Consider the following 17,638-nt stretch of genomic DNA (forward strand, 5'->3'; position numbering starts at 1 on the left):
TAGTTGCTGCTCCCCGCCGCCTTTACACGCAGCCTGAACTGAGATAGCTGTGTGACACCTCGAAAACCAGAATGCAATTCACACCTACGACGACTCACACGAAGCATGAGATGAGCGGCCAGCCCCCCCCACAATGCCCTGAAGTTGCACGCATGGCCTTGGAGGCAAGCCGCACCTTTCTAGCAACTGCGCGACTTGGTCTTCTGAACACTGGCTCATGAGTACACTGTCCCACTTGGACAATGCGGCTTGCTTGAAGTTATCCAGTAGGGTGCGAATTAGAATGCGCCGTACATTAATTACCCACCGAGCATGCAGAATGCTCCGCGCTGCAGATGGATAGTCATAATGGTGGCCTAGCATCAACGTCGACAGAACGCGCCTTAGCGAAACCATGTTTTGACCTATCTCTGTAGCTCTCGCACGGCGAGATATAGGGCGAAATCCAGTGACATGGAGATTCGGGTTGTCATCGGGTAGCCTCCTGTCGTTGAGATAGATCCACGCGAGGGCGAGCCAAATCATAGCTCGCGATAATTCGTGAGAGCGCAGAATGGCGTGGTTAACCTCGACTTCGGCTCCGTACTCTGCGTTGCTCGCGCTCGCGAGCACAGCCTCGGCCTGCGCATTGAGTGCTTTCATGACACTATCGGTCAAAGCGTTGGTGCGCTTTGACATAGAGCCCTTGAGCACATACTTGGCAAGCGCCCCGTGACAGATCTCGCCATTCAGTCGGTAGTCATCAAGGATACCGAGCAAGCCCTGAGGAACGGTTTGCTCCAGCTCAGACAGAAAATCACGATGGACATCGGCTACAGCATGGGTTCGATGCTCAAACGCCCAATTCTCCAAAATAAAGCGATTAAGAGCCGCATTGATCAACAACTTAGCGAACAAGCCATCTTGGCTTGGCGTTGTAGCTATAAGATCCGAGTACCATCTGCTTCTAGGTACGCTATGGCTCATCGACTCTAAAATTTCCTCGTGAATACTCTGTATCTCTTCAAGGCTGAAATCCCGAATACTATGTCGTGGTGTTTGCGACTCAGGCCGTGGGCGAGGCCGAGAGCCTCTTTCGGCATCGTAGATATGGCCTTGGCATTTGCTCAGAACCAGCCACGCTCCTGATTCCATTACAACCTGGAGCTTATCTGCCGTCTCAGATGTATCTTCGTTTGAGTTATATAACGACAACAGGTGCGGGAAAGCCTTTCTTTCCTCTTCAGGCACACACGTCAAAAGCAGATGCAGAAAGTAGTTCCGCAACTCGATGTCTGACATCGCAGGAGCCCTATCTCCAACAGGCTTCGTTCGTAATGGTACCTTGGATTTGAGTTTCGCCTCGCTCGGGCGTGTTTTGGACGTAAAGCGGCTGTGAGGGATTGCTACCTGGATCTCACTCAGCCATTTCCTGTTGTAAAAGCTAACCAGACAGATGACCTGCTCCAGAATACGATGTTCGTCAGCTGTGCCTGGCACCTTTGCCAGGGGAGGCAAGGAAAGGATGTCACGAATGACTTTCCTGATGGTGCTGGTCTCAATGGCCATCTTGAGCTCTTGGCTCGGATTTTCTCGCTCAACGCGTTTGAACTCAGCGTTGAGCGCACGCTCGATAGCGTTGAACGTGCGACTCATCTACCCTCTCCTTAGGTGAACAACAGCGTGGGCTTAGTCCGGGCTTTCAGGTTGCGGCGAGTGCGCTGCATTACTCGCTCCCCCTCCTCGGTGCTGCGGTAAGCGGTGATGTTGGCGGCGGCCAGAACCATGCCTTCGGAGATGGTACCTACGCGCCCCACATCCTTGTAGACACGTGCTAGCTCGCCGATCACTACCTCCTCAGGGTTCTCCTGCAGAGCGTTATGGAGATGCCAGAGCTGGTGCCCTTGGCGGATGAGGAGTTTTTTCTTGTCTAGATAGTCTTTCATTTCGCTAATACCTTTATGTATGGTTTTGTTAGTGTCCTCCCATGAGGACAGTGACAAATTTCAACCATACTGAGCGAAAGGTGAACGGCGAATCTCCCGCGAAACGCTGAGCAGAGATTCGGGCACCCTGAAAGGCTGTAGCCGCTGACCTATCTACACGACTCCGCCATACTCAATAGCATGCAGCACTCGCTTGGCACTTTGATATCCAGCCGCAGTCCGACTCATACTCCTAGGGGTTGCTCCCCCCAAAGCGATGTTAGGCCGATCCATCCAGTCAAAGGCCTGCTTGTGGTCTACAAACACCTCTTGGGCTAGTCGTTCAAGCATGGCTTCTACCATTGCCTCGCTGGACTCTCTCATCGTCCCCCCTATGAGATGGGCTTGCCTCCTAGCCTCACCAACTGAGCCTTAATTGGTATCAGAGGACTAGCCGAGGCCACTCAGATTACCCTGATACTCGGCATCAAGAGCAGGGGCTACTGCAGGCTCTGTGGCACTTGCCACAGGTGACCTGCTCCTCAGGTCTCAGTACCGCGTTGGTCGTAGTAGGGGCCGTTCTCCGATCAGGAGACGGCTATGGTAAAGCGAGGTCCCCCTAAAAGGGCCTCCTCGTACCATGTTTCATCACCGGTATAAACGCCCGGGAGAGGAAGCTCATGGGCAGCACATCGAAGGTAGCATGATCCTATCCCCCTCAAAACGCCCATCGGTCTGGACACTGGGCTATCCTTGGGTGGATCACCAACTGCGATAACTGAACTCATCTACACAAGGATGTTAATAGTGAAGTTTGATCTGAGGAGCGCAATTAATAGCATTTCTGATGTAGTCATGAATCGCCCCGCCCCGCTACGGGAGTTCGATCAGATCTACATGAAAGTAGCTGACATGGTCGTCCAGGCCGAGTACGTCGCTCGTGTTTTCAACAACAAGAAGGTCGTTTTCGTGGGAGACGGCGACGGCATCGCCCTTTCAGCCGCTCACCTCAAGGCACAAGGTGTGATCGACTATGGCCCCTCGTCGATTACGCTATTGGACTTTGATGAACGCATCGTTAACTCAGTTCTTCGGTTCGGCGAAAAGCTGGCTCCGAAAGTGGCTATCACTGCTCACCTCTACAACGTAGCCGATCCGCTTCCCACCGAGCATTTCGGAGCCTACGACGGCTTCCACATAAACCCTCCATGGGGTGCGAGCAACGCCGGTCAGAGCGTCACCGCATTTCTGGAGCGTGGCAGCCAGGCCACCCATGACAAGGGCTTGGGGATAGTAGTGATCGCGGATGATCCCGACCTTGCTTGGACTCAAGAGGTGCTCCGCGACACTCAGAAACGGGCAATCGACCTTGGCTATGTTGTCTCCGAGCTGCTGCCCCAACTGCATCTTTATCACCTGGATGATGCCCCTGACTTGCGCTCGTGCTCGTGCCTATTTCGCCGGGTACAACCAGACCTGATGGAGAAGTCCTCCGAAAAGCTTTCGAGCGATCGCCTGCGCAATTTCTATGGAAAGAACAATCCGCTGACCTACAAGTACGTGAGGGAGAAGCCAGACCTCAATGCCAACCGGGAGGCAGAACAGCGCTATTCACTTGAACATTACCTGGAGACTCCAGATGCCTAACCCGCTCACTGATGGACAGGGTGTGATTTTCATGAAGGTAGGCCTCCATGCCTCGGAGACTCTTGAAGATATCGTTAAGAGGAAGCAGCGAGAGTACGAGCAGGCCGGGTCAATCTTCTGGGGATATGGCGGAAGCTCCTGCCACCCCAAAACGATGGTGCAACCATTCGGCAGGACGATGGAGGAAGCAGGGAAGCACCTCCTAATCATCATGAACGAGATGAACTCGAAGCATACAGCCCCGCCAGTGGCCGCCGCTGAGTATTCGGAAGATGGCGTCGACTGGCTTGCGGTTCCAAAGGGTATTGAAGTCCGCGGCTCACGCTATGCCCTAGTCCTCGATGAGCTGTTGATTGATGAGTTTGAGGTAAACCTCAACGAGTTTGAGGTCGGGCTCGGACAATCCCGGGGCAAAACTGCTTCTGACTACCTGAAAGGTCAGAACGATAAGGGCTGCCTGATTTTCCATGAGCCCCACATTCCTCCCCCCCCAGAGCAGCGCATCACCAAGCAAATAGGGCTCATTGCCAGGGTGAAGCCACCGTATGCCGTCTTCTTAAGGAACTGACAGAGGGTCGAGCGTTGGGAAAAATCATCTACCTGACTGGGGCCCCGGCCACAGGTAAATCCACGCTAACTGCAGACCTGATTATGCGGGCTTCGCAGGTAACTGTTTTCACGTACAGCAAGGAGCTCGCCCGGGTTACCTCAACACGAGTCGGCCCGGTAACCCAAAACGATATGAGGGAGCAGTCAGCCAAGCTGATAACTCGAGAAGACGTTGAAGTGGTAGATGTCGAGCTTATTCAGGAAGCAAGGCGTCTCAAACAAGCCGATGGCTACCTGGTCATCGATTCGCACCCCGTCACGATCGAATCCTTCGGCTTTAGGGTTACCCCCTTCACCAAAGAGATGCTCCAACAGCTGGCTCCTGATGTGATTGTTTGCCTTTATGCTGATGCCGAAACTCTGGCCTCACGCATCAAGGCTGACCCTGCTGGCCGCCCATTACCACCGAAATCAGAGCTTGAACGGCACGTTGATCTACAGAGTCAGGTCGCCTCGATCTACGCCATTGAGACCGGAGCATCTCTGTACTTTCTGGATGCGTCAAAATCACGAGCAGAGGTTTTGAGCAACTTTCTGAAGGTCGCTCGCATACCCGAACTCAAATAGCGGCGCTTAAGCTTTGGTCAGCGCAGAAAAGATCGAAAGTAATGGGGCTTCGACTCTCCGAGCTACGCTTACTGCGCAGCTTGGTTACAAGGCGATTCCAATCCTCCACGGTTCCGCAGGATGAGACCTCAACGATGGCCTCAACATCGCATTGGGTAAGCAGGGCTGGATCAGAAAGCTGTACCGAATAGGGTGCAGCCATGTTGGCGGTAAAACTCACCGGATACTTCTTAGCAACGTTCCCGCTGACCGCATACTCAGCGTTTCGCACTACCGCTGTCACCTGAGACGCCCCCAGCGGCTTGTCACTTGAGAAGTTCCTCAGGAATGCGGCCGTGACCTGCATTTCCGTCCCCCCGCCCAAACTGTCGACGGATCGGCACACCAGTGCGTAATGGCTGGATTTTCGCCGACCAGAAGGCAAATCAGCTCGACTGGTGATCAACACATGCTTCGGCAATGGCTGGGTATTACCTCGCTCATCGACCCAGCTATTCCAGACCAACACATCACCCGGCGTCACATCGATGGCCTTCGCCTTACTAGGCATGGGAGAAAACAAGACCTGAATCTCGCCATCCATAGACCCGGCTGCGTCGCGAGCATTGTCACCTAGCGATTGGCCTATACCCCAGAAAAACAGCCCATCGCCCAACTGACGCTCCCACTCCTTGCGGCGAATGATCAGGTCGAGAGCCTCGCCTGATTCGACACCCATTTTGGTCCAGCAAAAGGTAGAGGGAATCATCGCTGTCGTTTCCAAGATTGATAGCTGGCAGTCTACCAAACTCTATTCATTTATGAAATTAAATAGCATATATTGAATATTATGAATAGAAATCACGTCCACGAGTCTTATGCCCGTCTTGCCACAGCCTTACGGCAGGACTCCCGCAGCGATTCTGAAATAGCGCGGCTAAGTGGGGTTTCTCAACCCACGATTTGGCGTCTCCGCAACCAAAGCACCGCGAGGATAAGAGCCAGCGGCCAATTCATTAAGCTATGCGCCTTCTACCAGCTTAATGAATTGCAGGAGCCGCTGCGTGAGACCTCATTGGAGGGCGAGCTAAAGGGTGCAATAATGAACATCTGGGACGGCTCGGAAGCCCATGCACGGGCCCTGATCAAGGTTATTCGAAGCCTCAAAGGGCTCGCTCAACCTCAGCACACGCCCGAGACCACCACTGAAGGAGGTCGAAATGCCGAACACGCACATTGACCGTATTTTCGGGGTGCTCGAGTCAGCAGGCTATCCACGAGATTTCCAGCATTCGCTTCTTCCTCACTGGGTAACCAGCGAAGTGCTCCAGGATGAAGGAGCAACCCTTGAGGTAGCGGCTATTTTGGCGAAGCGGCTGGGCCTGAGAGTCGCCCCCCTCTTTGCTGATAACCCAGGCCTTGAAGAGCTTCGCAGACGAGATACGAAGTACAAGCGCTCGATCCCTAACAAATCCAAGAACCTCAATGCTGCGACATCACTTGCCATGTTCGTAGCTGAATCGGTTGCCTACGCGACCCCCTTCAAATATCAGCCGTTCCCTACTGATCCGTTTGAGCTGCGAGCAGAAATCCTAGGTACCGAGGGCGGTAATTGGCTCGGCCTGCGTAACGCGCTGCAAGCATGCTGGCGACATGGCGTACCAGTGATCTATTTGGATCACGTCGGGGAAGGTCTTCCCAAGATGGACGGCATGGTCACCGCCGTAGATGGCCGCCCAGTCATCATCCTGTCCAAGAAGAGCACATCTTGGGCTTGGCAGCTGTTCATCATTGCCCACGAGATTGGTCACTGCGCTCTAGGACACATAGGGCCGGACGAGATACTCATTGATGAGTCTCTCGGGGAGCAATCGTATGCTCTCGATGATCCGGATGAAGATGAGCAAGCAGCTGACCACTTCGCCATCACCCTGCTCAACGGCAGGGAAAACGCGACCTATGCCTCTGGAACAAGCAGCATGTCCGCACGGGGCCTAGCGCTGGCCGCTATGGATTATGGCAAAGCGAATAAGGTGGACCCAGGCCACGTAGTCCTCAACTTCGCTAAGCACAACGATGCTTGGCCCTTGGGAATGGCAGCCACAAACATGCTGCAGGAGGGAAAGTCCCCGGCGGGTATAGTCATCAACGACTTGCTATGGAGATGCATTGAGCATAGAGCCCTCCCCGATGACACCCTAGGACTGCTAAGCCGCGTGGCACCGGCCAAATAGGGGCTCGTATGGCGCTCAATCTCTTCGTAGACAACGACGTGATTTTGAAGCTTGCCCAGTACGGGATCCTCGAGCGCCTGCCCGAGCTATTTAGCGACCAGGGCGAGCACGTCCAATTAATTGTTCTGGACTCTGCCAAATACAAGCTCCTACCTAGGCGCAGTCGCTTGGAACTCTGTGGAACCGAGGAAGTGGCTCTTCAGGTTGAGCATTTTCTTGATAGCGCTACGAAGTTGTCGCCTAGCGTGGTTGACCTCAATACGTTAGAGATCTTCAACGCTGCGCCAGGAATCGATGCTGGAGAGGCCCTCCTTTTCGCTGCTGCGGCAGGCGATGACAACGGCAGGGTACTAACAGGGGATAAGCGCGCGCTATCCAGCCTACTAGCCCAGGATCCCATGCAGCTTACCTCCTGGCTGACCAACAAGCTGATCACTCTAGAAGCGCTGATCCAAGGATTTGCCCACCTAGATCTACCGGCCATCCAACACATGGTTAGAGCCAACACCGGCGTAGATAAGGCCCTCACAAATGCGTTCGGCGTATCCGCCCCAGCTTCCAAAGACAGCGTGCAAGCTGGCCTTCAATCCTACATTGAGCACTTAAGGAAAAGCTTGGGAGGGCTCATAAATAGCGGCCCTCCGTTTACCTAGCTTGCCCCTGGCTCGACGGCGCTCCATACGATCTATGCGTTGCTGTGTCCGGTTCAGGCGACTTCGTCAGAACTGAGTTTTCTGGAGCGTTTCAGCTACTGCGGCAGAATGCTTGGCCCTACCTTTGGTTGCAGTGACCTTCTGGGTGGTTGTAATCACCTCAATCTTGAGGGCGAAGTCATGGGCATAGGGTCGGTTCTGAAAGAGCTGCCGGAGGTAAGCTACAAATCGCTCAGCTAGCTCGACGCTATCCAGGTAGAGCGTCTTGTACGAGAGGCGACCGGTAGGGCTCGCATAGAGCCCGGCAACGATGTCCTCATCTCTATAGTGGGGATTACTAAGATTCGACGGGATAAGACGGTGGGGTATCTCGACTCGAACCGTCGCGTACTCCACGACCGATTTGTTCGGAAAATCCCCAGCGCTACGCAACTTCTTTGAGTCGGTCACGACATCAGTCCTTTACTGTCCAAAAATCATTGTGACGTTATCACGCCTGAGGCAAACCACATCGAAGCCCAATAGCTGCTTGGGCTCCAAAGCTACTCAGGATATTGCCGGTGTATAACGATGTCGCCAACAAAGGTTGACGCAGCATCCGCTGCGTCACTGCGATCTTTGGCCAGCCGTCTTGAGCTCCATCCGGGCTAAAAAGGACCAGCAGCCCTCTTCAAGCTCAGTACTGCCCGGATGATCATGAGGCTTGCTCACACCCAAAGGTCGCAATATCCTTTCCGCAGGTCGGCTCAACCACACCTGCCACCGGGTGAAACGAAGCTGCGGTAAATACCCTCACGTCTTCCCCATCAGGGTCGAAGTGTAATCGGTGGCCATGACCCGTTTATTGGGAGAAGGCTCTATGCTCTTCGTGCCTCCGTGCGCTAACGCGCTCCGTACTGTAAAAAACCGCCTGTCTGCTGCTCTTCCCCATATATCGTCGTCGCACCTCACCGAAGCCCTCGCGTCCTCTGCTGGCTTCAGAACCAATGCATCTCTTCGGGCATCACTCTGGGAGCCAGGAAAGGATCCCGCGTCCTTCCCGGCGCTTGAATTTCACGATGGGAAGTTCCTAGAGCGACTACGCCAATTTGACTACGAGAACACCGGAGAGTGGCCTGGCTTTGCTCGCTTTGCAAAGCAGAATTGGATCGGCACTATGTACCGTTCAGAACGTGCCATGTGTGCGCGAAATCTGTTAACCGCAGCGATTATTTCCGGGCTCACTCAACGCCTGTTCGGGTTAGGCGCTAAGGAGAACTTCTGGCCAGGCGCTGACATCGACAATCGAACCGGCCGATCCAAGACCGGTACCTTTTTCCATGTATGGATGCCAGAGGGGATACCCACGCTGGCCTGGGTGGACGATAACGGGATGGGTGAGCTCACCGTCAAAGTCGCATGCTGGCCAAAGGATGATCGTATTCGCTATTCGGGTGGGTTCGAGTCTGGTGAGGCGACTGCAATTGGTTGGCTTGAACGGGCGAACGGCACCTGGATCATGAACGACCACCGAGGGGGTATCGATCTAGCCGTTCGCCGGACGGTACAGGGGCGAATCGCCCGGGCAATTTCGCCAACCATAGTGTTCCAAGATCAAGGAACCTTCATTTTCTGAGTAAGCAGCACCCTGATGATATGGGGGTGATAATTGGAGAAGCCGCCTTTGCAGGCGACTTCTTCCGGGAGGTGTGCGTCATCTCTCCCATGGGCAGCCCTTATTTTAACCTCACGACTCGCTAGGTTTCGTAGGAGGCTTCGGCGGCGACTTGGGCGGCGTTTTCGGCAAAACGTTCCTCGGCATAAGCGGATTAACGTTTAACCCCTCATTAATGCTTTTTCTTAGCACCTCATCGATGCTCTCTCTATCACGACTCATCTTCTTCCTCCGGCTGATCTAGAAACTCAGTCCAAGCCACATCAGTTACGGAAATTAGCATAGAAGTAATCCTGTCAGCCGGCTCATAGCAGCCATCAACAATCCACGTCGGCTGAATAATCAAATAGTGGCCAGTTGTGGGATCAGTCGGCCAAGCTCTTGGGTATCCCGCGAGCCTCCTTCCGTCCTTAAGCTGCAGCGTAACGCCCCTATCTTTTTGCGTACGATGTGCGAAACGCCATTCCCCATCAGCTGATCGGGAGGTCAATCGAAGGTCTCTGCATATCGCGTAAATAGCGTCGTTATTGGCCCACTTGGCAAGCAGAAGTCCAGAGCCGACGGCAATCGTGACACTCCACCCCATCGCAACACCATCTGTCCATTGACCCAGGCTGTGGAATTGTCCTGCCAAAAGCGCCAGCCACCGGATGACCTCGACAACAACCTGAATCACTACTGTCGACATCAAAGCTTGGATTACTCGCTCAAACTGACCGGGCTTAGGCGCGTCAGAAAGCCAATAGAAAATAAATGTAACAACAAAACCCGGCATTATGGCTTGTAATACCGGCAGAGCTTCAGCCAAAACACTGTCCATCCAGCCTCCTTGCGTTCACTGGCCAAGAGTAATTATTGAAGGGTCGTAACTGAATGGCTGATCTACGCCGCCCCTAAAATTTTGACGTTTTCTGCGAATATCAACAGCTGCTGAAAGTCGGCGATGAAACTGAAACCACTACATTCAGCCGTCCTCTAGTAAGCCTGGCAATGCTTTAACGGCTGCTTAAAGCATCTTGAGCGCCGCCAACTGAGGATGGTTCGAAAAGTCCTCCTTCACTGTACTAAGCAAGCTGCAAAAGTTGATACTCCTGCCTCCGCCGCCCTGTTTCAGAGTGCGAAGCGCTGCATGCCAAGCGGCCTGACCGGTGGGGTGAAACTGGAGACGGGACAGGTCACCACCAGCGCGGCTCCACACTTCTTGGTCCCGCGGTCCGAATGGGTAGAGTTCGACCAGTATCTCTTCTAGCATCAACCACGGAGCCTCTTCTTGCATCGTTGGCGTGTGCGGCGACTTCTTCCCGCCTTGGCTCAGCGCGACAGCGAAGTTCCCTTCAAGGTTGTCAGCTTTAAAAATTGGATGCTGGTTGTCAGGGATCAGTTTCTGCACCTCTTCGGATACGTAGTTAAACAGGTCAAAGACCTTGATGAAGCCGCTGGCACCCTTGTCGGCAGCTCCCCGCAATCCTTCGAGCAGTACCGCAGTGAAAACGCTATTTCTCGCACCGACAAATACGGCCGACACTTCGTCAGCGCGACACGATGCCATCAGCGCACGTCCGCTCCCGGCTGCCAGCTTCGCGAAGGTGTTTTGGGTATAGCCAGACTTAAACTCGTGGCCTCTGCCATCAGTCAATCTTTTCGAGATTGCAGCCCCCCCAGCATGACAGGCGTCGATGAAGACCAGCAGTCGCTTCGACTTAATCTGCGCAAGGGCCGCGGCCAACTCATTCGAGCTAATGGATGTGTTTTCAATGTCTGCGAGATCGCTATCCACTGTCACCAACACGCTGTCCTCATTACCAGGGCTGCCCACGACGGCACCATGACCGGAAAAGAACACGCAAGCCGTGTCATCAGCCCCCACCCGGGCAGCCAGCTCGTCTAGCCCCTTCAGCACAGCTGCCCGAGTAGCGCTCGCCTCTAATAGAGTGACCACGTTGGCGGGGGCATAGGCACAGTACTGCGGCGATGAGAGTGTCGCTGCGATGTCGTTGACGTCGTTCAGAATCGCAGCAGGCAGGCTGGAGACTTGCTGATAGCTCGCCACGCCGATAAGAAGGGCGTGGCCTTGCGGATAGCTAGTTGGGTTCATGTTTCAACCATGGAGTGTCACCGCCGGCCAACGATGTCAGTGTCACTGACACACAGGCGCAGTTTCTCGTTCGAAGGAAAGTCCTGGCACATCACTTTAAGGAGCTCGCGTGCAGTCGGCCGGCCGCCGTAACGAATTGAATTCAATGCAGTGTGCCAACGTGTTGCCCCGTTTTGGGACTGCCCTGGAAGGTCGGAATTCTTGCCTCCAGCGCGTGACCAAAGCTCGTCACTGTCTGGCCCGCTTGGATAGAGTTCACGGGCCTCTTTCTCGAATGCATTCCACTTCTCGACAGCGCTTGGTTTCGAGACTCCAAGCATCCAACGCGTATAAAAGTTAAGTAAGTCTGCGCACAACCGTAGCCCCGGCATGAGATCTGGACGATGGTCGGCAAACCGATCCGAGAGATTTTTGGCTGCGCGCTCCCAACGTCGGGACGCCACAAACGCTCCAAGTTGCTCAGAATCCGTATGAGAAAGAGTGCGAACGTTCCTCAAGAGGTTGCTCAGCCATGAGATGAACATCTCTTCGAGGAACGACGGAAGGGCTCTGATGATTGAGAGACGCGCAGCAACCGTCACAGATGATCTTTCAAGCACGGACTGTAAGCTAGAACTCGCCATGATTGCGCGCTCAAGCAACGCTTCAGGGGGAGTAACCGCCGAGCCTTTCGCTGCGACGTTCAGCCAGCCGTTTGCTGTCGCCTGTAGGTAGTGCTCACGCTGCGAAGCGGGCAGAGACGGCCAAAGCCGCGCCCGCTCCGGGATGGCACTAAGGTCAGCCAAGGGAGTATGGGCCAGCCTCTCGAGTAGGGCAGTGTCGACGGACCGCCCTTCGACGAGTTGAGCTAAAACGTTGTCGCGCACGCAGGTGGCATTGCTTGGTGCGTTCCACAGGGAGGGGCTCCTGCCGATCGCAGCGCCCCACAGCTTTTGCTCGGTAATATCGTCGCATCGGATGTTAGACAGGATCTGAGGGTGGGTGGCCGCCAGCTCAGCGCACAATTCGACCAAGCGCAAGTCCGTATGCGTGAGTGCGCACTCCAGCATCTGGAAAGGGCTTGCGTACCGGAGAGCTGACCGTAAACCGGCGCTATGGTCTGAATCCTTGTCCACCTTGAGCTGCTGAGCCGTGGCATCGAGAGGGGAGAGAGTCGAAGCTAACGCGGCGCCGTACGCGATCAGCCAGCGCTTTTTCAGCAACGGCGAGAGCAAGCCGGCCTGATTGGTAACGTGGAGCTTTCGAGGCACTTCCTCCGCCAGCCGTTGCTCAACTGCTGCATCAGCCGGTACAGAGTCTATGACCGCGGCGAACGCGGCTTGGCTAACCTCAGCCCATCGCCAGATCGCTTGAGAAATGGCGGGGTTGTCTCGACGAGCAGCAGTCGATAAGCCTGCTGTCACTGCAGCGCGCCAAGACGGCAATGCGAGATCCTCATCAGCCGACGCAGCGGCCATCTCTATTAAGTCGCTGTCGTCCACTGGCGCGAATACAAGGTTGCTAACGAGAAGCTCAACGGCCGACCATAGCGACCGCGTGTTGGAAAAACCCGGGAGTGCCAAATTCCTCATTGGCAGCAACTGCTTGCAGGTTGCGACTGAAATCAATGCCGTGAACCGCCCGATGATCTTATCCTTAATACTTACGCCGAGAGTCGTCTGACTTGAGAGACCGTCTATCAAACGTATGGCAGCCAGCAAGTCATCGAAACTCTCGCGACCAGAGAGGAGTGTGTACAGCCGTTCAAGCTTAATCAGATCCTTGAGCGTATGAACTTCAAGGCCCAGCTCTGCGGCAAGAGCCAGGATTGGCTGCAGGTCGCGCAGGCCACAGAGAATCCTTGCGGCTTCAGATTCCGGGGTTTGATCATCTGGCTTGACTATACGGCGCTTCGTCCAGCGAGCTTGGAGCTGCTCGGGCGTGCATACGAGCGCCGGCACGGGTTGCTCTACTATGTCGTTCGGACCGAAGCTCAGCCGGAACGCGAAAGTTCGCCTGAAGGCTGGCCAGAGGTTCCTCCACAGCGAATCGACGAGGTGCTCAAATCCTCCGGCGCTCAGTCGGACAACTGGAGCGAGCTCTTGGGCTGTCAACGCGTTGGCCGCGCCGATCAGGTCAGCAGCCGGTTCGTGGCTGCTGCCAACATTGTCAAGCTCAAGCGTTGCCACCGAGCCGGGGCAATCTGTAACCGAGGGTGCCAGCCGCCCAAACAGCATGGCCAGGCTGCCAACCTCGCACATATCGTCCAAGCTGATGATCAGCGCATGAGTCAGCACCATGCCGCCGCGCGACGCGCTCGAATCCAGGAACGTGCGAGCAAGAACGTAGTGCTCGTCGATTGGGAAGCCGCGAACGAACGGCGACCACGTCTGGACACCTAGAGGCACTGTATCTGGTAGGTCGAGCTTTGATGCAATGTCAGAGGCTATAGGCGCAGTCGTACTTGATATTTTGAGCCCGTGACCGCGACCCGGGACCTCGCCATAGACAGCCTGTTCGACTCGCATTCACTCAGGTTCCATCGATCATCAAGCGTTGGATCGGCAGGGTAATGTCGGTGCTCTTCACACCGTCGGGTAGCACTACGTAGCCGAACTCTTCGGGGCCGCGGATTGCGTACTCTTGGTCCGCATCCGTCTTGCTGAGTGTGCGTTCGAGGGCCGAGAGGCCAATGACAGTAGGCGACGCACAATTGCTGCGTACGAACGACCACAGCATCGGCAGTCGAGAGGCCAGAAGGTCAGCCGGTAGCTCCGTCGTTTCAAGCTCATCCCAGCAACTCAGAAGGAGCGTCAAGCGAGGTTTGCGAAGCGGCCGGTCCAAGTGGAACTGCGCCAGATAGAGCAGCATTTGAAGAAGCTCCACTGTCCTTGCTTGGTCTGACAGCTCGTATGCGGGCGCCTCTGCCTGGAACTCCACCGCAGCGAATGACTGCAGCGGGCGTGAGAACAGGTCGTCTTCAGACCGAAGCGAATGCAGTCTGATGAGCAATACCCAGTCCGTGGCCCCGAGTACGCGTTCGCGCCAGGCGGCAGGAATCCGGCGCTGCGTGACAAGGTTGCGAACCTGTTCGCCGCCGTAGTCAGGCCAAACCAGTTCGGCGTGGCGACCGGCCTCGTCCGTAATAGGCCAGACGCTCTCGACATAGGTGCTGGCCGGCGTGTGGTCGGTCGATTTTCCCTCTGTCAGGCAACTGAGAGCTGTAGTAAACGCCTCCAGATTAGTCGGAGCGCCGGACATCTTGAGTGCACATGCTCTGACCATGAGCCGCTTCAAAAACTGGGCTCCATAGTGAGTCTTACCGACGTTTGACTCGCCGACCAACAAGATAGTGTGTTGAGCAGCCACCAACTATCTCCTATCAAATCGAAAAAACGGGTCGTGACCAGACGCTTCTGTCGTGGGCAAATCAACTCCCGTTCGTTTGGTGCAAAGGACCCAGTCAAATAGCTCGCGGAAGCCTTCTGCAGCATCGACTTCACCACGGGGGGACACGCTGACTGTGAACTCTGGGACGCTTGATGACGCAGAGGCCACCGCTTTTCTAATCTGCGCTTCCATGGCTGGCGCCACGTCTACGTCCCCCTTCGTCCAGACGAGTGCCAGACGCCGTCCGCGGGCCTCAGTCACTGCACGCTGAGCAAGCAGCTGAAAATCGTTTCGAGCGGCCCCCATCTTGGGTCCAGCAAGTGCCTGGCGATCAGCAATCAGTAGCGTGACATCTGCATGTCGGGCAATCCAACGGGCCCCTTCAGCGTCGACTGCCTGTTCATTGACCGCCCATTTTTGAAACCACTCTCCTGGGGCGTCGGCAAAAAGAAGGTCGCGCAGCGACCCGTCCTCACGACGAAAGCCAAGGTGAAGCATCCCAGGTGCTCGAGCCGCCCCACTTGGCGTATGGGGTGGAAAGCTTGGAGGCTGTCCCGGTTTCCAGCGTAGATAGGTCGCAACTGCCTCCCAACCTGCAAGCGTGTAAGAGTTGCTGAATAAATTTGCGTTAGTAGTCAGCGCGCCTCGACCAAGCAGTAGATAGAACGCACCAAGAATGGTCGTCTTACCTGCGCTTTCTGGACCGACGATACCTACAGTGATGGGCTTGACCTTACCACTAACAAAGTTGAGGTCAGACTCTCCCATTGCCAAGCCGCTCCACGGGAGCAGCATCTGGTCATCGCCAGGCGAGGCAGTTACCTCTCCTTTGCTGACACGTTTCCACTCGGGGCACATGTCAAGCCGGATGTGGCCCAACGTACAAGTGGTGTTGTCGTCCGCGAAACAGTTTGGTTGGGGGCACCTGTCCATGGGCGGCTCACTTCTTTTTTGCCCGAGTGGTTGGGCCGTTGCTGGTGGCGCGGGCTGTCTGAAGCTCACGGAATAGGTAAGTTCCCCAATCAGACGGGGTCATCGAGGTAGAAGCATCCACGCCACAGAGTGCACGCAGGGTCGTTGGTTCGACTGCGTCTGAACCCTGCGGGTGTCCAATCAACGACAGCAGCGGGCCTCGGCCAACGGGTACAGGCGCGTATTTAGCAGCCAACGTGCGAAAAGGTTGCATAAATGTAGCTGTCCTGGCTTCGCGCACAAGGCTCGCGAGATCACGCTCACCGCTCGCAGCGCCTTCATCTTCAACCGGTAGGCAACGGATGGCCTCCCGCAGAAAGGCCGATACGCTCGCTGGTGAGTAGGTTGGCACCTGCTCATGTAAGTCGAGCGCCATCAAAGCAGAGGCCTCGAAAGGCGGAAGGTCAAGGTAGCTAGCATGAGCGCTCGGGGAGTACAGAGCTTCCTTCCACCAAAGCAAATTCGTGCGGCGCTGCAGGCCTGCCGTGGCGCCACTGAAGCTCGCTAATGCCTTATCAATGTGAGTGGTGACCGCCTTTGCCAGCGTAGACATTGGGCCTGAGAGATCCACAGGAGCTGGCGCAAGCTCCTCGGCCATAGCATCCAAAGCATCAGCAATGGCAACACTCATCTTGTTTGCAAATTGCTGCGACCACGCTTGCTGATTGTTCGACGGAGAAAACTTGTTCGGGTCAGTGGGGCCCCAGGGGCCCGCAGCTGAATGGATTTTCGCCAGTAGCTCATCCTGATCGACAGTAGGGGCCTCATAGTCCATAGACACTAAGGCTGGCGGTGTGTATTGCAACGGGTCGACCGTAATCATCTCCGGAGTTGCCCACTCTGCCTCGGCACGTGCATCGACCTTCGTCTCAATTTCGCTCACAGCTTCGCGCCAAATATCAGCTTCGTTGGCTGTTTCGGTGTGAGTCAGAGCATTGCGTGCAGTGTTGACAAAGGCGACGGCAATCGCATCGTCCGAACGAGCCGCCCGCACGATCGCATCAAGAAGGGTGGCCCGTAAGATACTGACTGGTCGCCCTGCGAAGGCATTGGCAACGGTCTCCCATTGCTTACGGAGGGCCGCCATCGCCTCGTCCACGGTTGGGTCCGTAGCTGCAATGTTGGGATCGGCCGCCACCATCGTGAAACTGGCGGTCTTGGAGGGTGATTTTCGAAGAATGGCAGCCAGGTCTTTGGCCGTGGATCGAAGCTTATCTAGTTTTGTGTCATCGCCCTTGAGGTCGATGGCTCCAATTTCAAGAAACTTCAACAAAAACTCTTCTTCCATTCCCTGGCCTCCCGACCTTTTGTTGTGATACGTCAAAATGATACTTGAGCCAGCCACAGCCCGATAGCTGCGGCTGAAATCGGCCGCTTTTGGCCGAAAGCAGCCCTTCGATTAGCCCATTTCTTCAGGATGCTCTAGTGTTGACCTCGGCCAGGACGGCCTCCAACTGAAAGGACTCTACATGCGATACCTCAACACGCTTCTGATCGCACTCGCATCAGCTCTCTGCGCTACCTACCTCGCACTCTGGTTTACGAAGCCCAGCCCAATCGAGAACACCACCATTCCTCCACTGATCTTCAAAGAGGAGCAGGATGATGTTGTGATCTGGGGCGGATGGAAGACCGCCGAGGGCTACCAGGCACCAGGAACGAACGCGGTAGAAATCCGCTGCAACCGCACCTCCAATACCTGCCACGAAGCGGTCGCCTCGATCCTGCATCACAACCAGGGCGAAGACCTCGAAGCGCAGGTTTTCAGCTACAAGATCAGCAGCTGGGACTCGACCAAACTTGAGGCCGTGGCGGAACACGCGATGGGGGAGTGCTTGGAGCGTTACCTCGTCGTCCACATACCTGACAAATCCGCTGCTTTGAGTTGGTCTCCACCCGACGGGTGCGAGGGCGATACAGGCCGTGCGGTTTTAGTCGGCGACCCTCTGTAGACC

Annotated in this window: 17 protein-coding genes; 7 read left to right on the forward strand and 10 right to left on the reverse strand. The window is 55.4% G+C overall.

Going from position 1 to position 17,638, the window contains the following annotated elements; translation table 11 throughout:
- Positions 1–84: 84 nt before the first annotated feature.
- Positions 85–1,635, reverse strand: coding sequence for a hypothetical protein (locus N7640_RS13960; RefSeq protein WP_279904046.1), 1,551 nt, complete (start codon positions 1,633–1,635; stop codon positions 85–87).
- 11 nt (positions 1,636–1,646) lie between these two features.
- Positions 1,647–1,925: a hypothetical protein gene (locus N7640_RS13965; protein WP_023100297.1), complete on the reverse strand. Its 279-nt coding sequence runs from the start codon at positions 1,923–1,925 to the stop codon at positions 1,647–1,649.
- 777 nt (positions 1,926–2,702) lie between these two features.
- On the opposite strand from N7640_RS13965, the gene N7640_RS13970 reads away from it, so the two are divergent.
- The 3 genes from N7640_RS13970 to N7640_RS13980 are packed head-to-tail and all read left to right on the forward strand — an operon-like array spanning position 2,703 to position 4,727.
- Positions 2,703–3,551 carry a bis-aminopropyl spermidine synthase family protein gene (locus tag N7640_RS13970; protein ID WP_155687331.1) on the forward strand — a complete coding sequence of 283 codons (849 nt, stop codon included), beginning with the start codon at positions 2,703–2,705 and terminating at the stop codon, positions 3,549–3,551.
- Positions 3,544–4,119, forward strand: a complete 576-nt coding sequence (locus tag N7640_RS13975; protein ID WP_279904047.1) for a hypothetical protein — start codon at positions 3,544–3,546, stop codon at positions 4,117–4,119. Before N7640_RS13970 ends, N7640_RS13975 begins: the two co-directional genes overlap by 8 nt.
- A gap of 14 nt (positions 4,120–4,133) precedes the next feature.
- Positions 4,134–4,727: an ATP-binding protein gene (locus tag N7640_RS13980; protein ID WP_279904048.1), complete on the forward strand. Its 594-nt coding sequence runs from the start codon at positions 4,134–4,136 to the stop codon at positions 4,725–4,727.
- On the opposite strand, the gene N7640_RS13985 is transcribed toward N7640_RS13980, so the two are convergent.
- Positions 4,720–5,475, reverse strand: coding sequence for a hypothetical protein (locus tag N7640_RS13985; RefSeq protein WP_023100300.1), 756 nt, complete (start codon positions 5,473–5,475; stop codon positions 4,720–4,722). The genes N7640_RS13980 and N7640_RS13985 overlap by 8 nt on opposite strands.
- Positions 5,476–5,926: 451 nt before the next feature.
- Between N7640_RS13985 and N7640_RS13990 the strand changes: the two genes are divergently transcribed.
- On the forward strand, positions 5,927–6,940 hold the full coding sequence (locus N7640_RS13990; protein WP_279904049.1) for an ImmA/IrrE family metallo-endopeptidase: 1,014 nt from the start codon (positions 5,927–5,929) through the stop codon (positions 6,938–6,940).
- An 8-nt stretch (positions 6,941–6,948) separates the two neighbouring features.
- Entirely contained in the window at positions 6,949–7,593 is a 645-nt protein-coding gene (locus N7640_RS13995) for a hypothetical protein (RefSeq protein WP_279904050.1), read from the forward strand.
- A gap of 66 nt (positions 7,594–7,659) precedes the next feature.
- Here the strand turns inward: N7640_RS13995 and N7640_RS14000 are convergent, their stop codons facing one another.
- Positions 7,660–8,043 (reverse strand): hypothetical protein, encoded by a 384-nt coding sequence (locus N7640_RS14000; RefSeq protein WP_279904051.1) that lies wholly within the window; start codon positions 8,041–8,043, stop codon positions 7,660–7,662.
- Between the two features lie 376 nt (positions 8,044–8,419).
- On the opposite strand from N7640_RS14000, the gene N7640_RS14005 reads away from it, so the two are divergent.
- On the forward strand, positions 8,420–9,208 hold the full coding sequence (locus tag N7640_RS14005) for a hypothetical protein (RefSeq protein ID WP_279904052.1): 789 nt from the start codon (positions 8,420–8,422) through the stop codon (positions 9,206–9,208).
- A gap of 250 nt (positions 9,209–9,458) precedes the next feature.
- Here N7640_RS14005 and N7640_RS14010 read toward each other — a convergent pair whose 3' ends face one another.
- The 6 genes from N7640_RS14010 to N7640_RS14035 all read right to left on the reverse strand — a co-directional run bounded on the left by N7640_RS14010 (position 9,459) and on the right by N7640_RS14035 (position 16,971).
- A complete protein-coding gene (locus N7640_RS14010; protein WP_144930060.1) occupies positions 9,459–10,067 on the reverse strand; it encodes a DUF6338 family protein in 609 nt (202 codons plus the stop codon).
- 186 nt (positions 10,068–10,253) lie between these two features.
- Complete coding sequence (locus N7640_RS14015) at positions 10,254–11,342, reverse strand: caspase family protein (RefSeq protein WP_279904053.1); 1,089 nt, start codon at positions 11,340–11,342, stop codon at positions 10,254–10,256.
- Positions 11,343–11,359: 17 nt separating this feature from the next.
- Positions 11,360–13,849, reverse strand: coding sequence for an effector-associated domain EAD1-containing protein (locus tag N7640_RS14020; protein ID WP_279904054.1), 2,490 nt, complete (start codon positions 13,847–13,849; stop codon positions 11,360–11,362).
- Positions 13,850–13,853: 4 nt separating this feature from the next.
- Complete coding sequence (locus tag N7640_RS14025) at positions 13,854–14,690, reverse strand: hypothetical protein (RefSeq protein WP_279904055.1); 837 nt, start codon at positions 14,688–14,690, stop codon at positions 13,854–13,856.
- Between the two features lie 3 nt (positions 14,691–14,693).
- Positions 14,694–15,506: a hypothetical protein gene (locus N7640_RS14030; protein WP_279904056.1), complete on the reverse strand. Its 813-nt coding sequence runs from the start codon at positions 15,504–15,506 to the stop codon at positions 14,694–14,696.
- 145 nt (positions 15,507–15,651) lie between these two features.
- Positions 15,652–16,971: a GTPase-associated system all-helical protein GASH gene (locus N7640_RS14035; protein ID WP_279904057.1), complete on the reverse strand. Its 1,320-nt coding sequence runs from the start codon at positions 16,969–16,971 to the stop codon at positions 15,652–15,654.
- 181 nt (positions 16,972–17,152) lie between these two features.
- On the opposite strand from N7640_RS14035, the gene N7640_RS14040 reads away from it, so the two are divergent.
- Positions 17,153–17,635 carry a hypothetical protein gene (locus tag N7640_RS14040; RefSeq protein WP_279904058.1) on the forward strand — a complete coding sequence of 161 codons (483 nt, stop codon included), beginning with the start codon at positions 17,153–17,155 and terminating at the stop codon, positions 17,633–17,635.
- The last annotated feature ends 3 nt before the right edge of the window (positions 17,636–17,638 follow it).

This window comes from Pseudomonas sp. GD04015, from assembly GCF_029837675.1.
GTDB classification, from domain to species: Bacteria; Pseudomonadota; Gammaproteobacteria; order Pseudomonadales; family Pseudomonadaceae; genus Aquipseudomonas; species Aquipseudomonas paralcaligenes.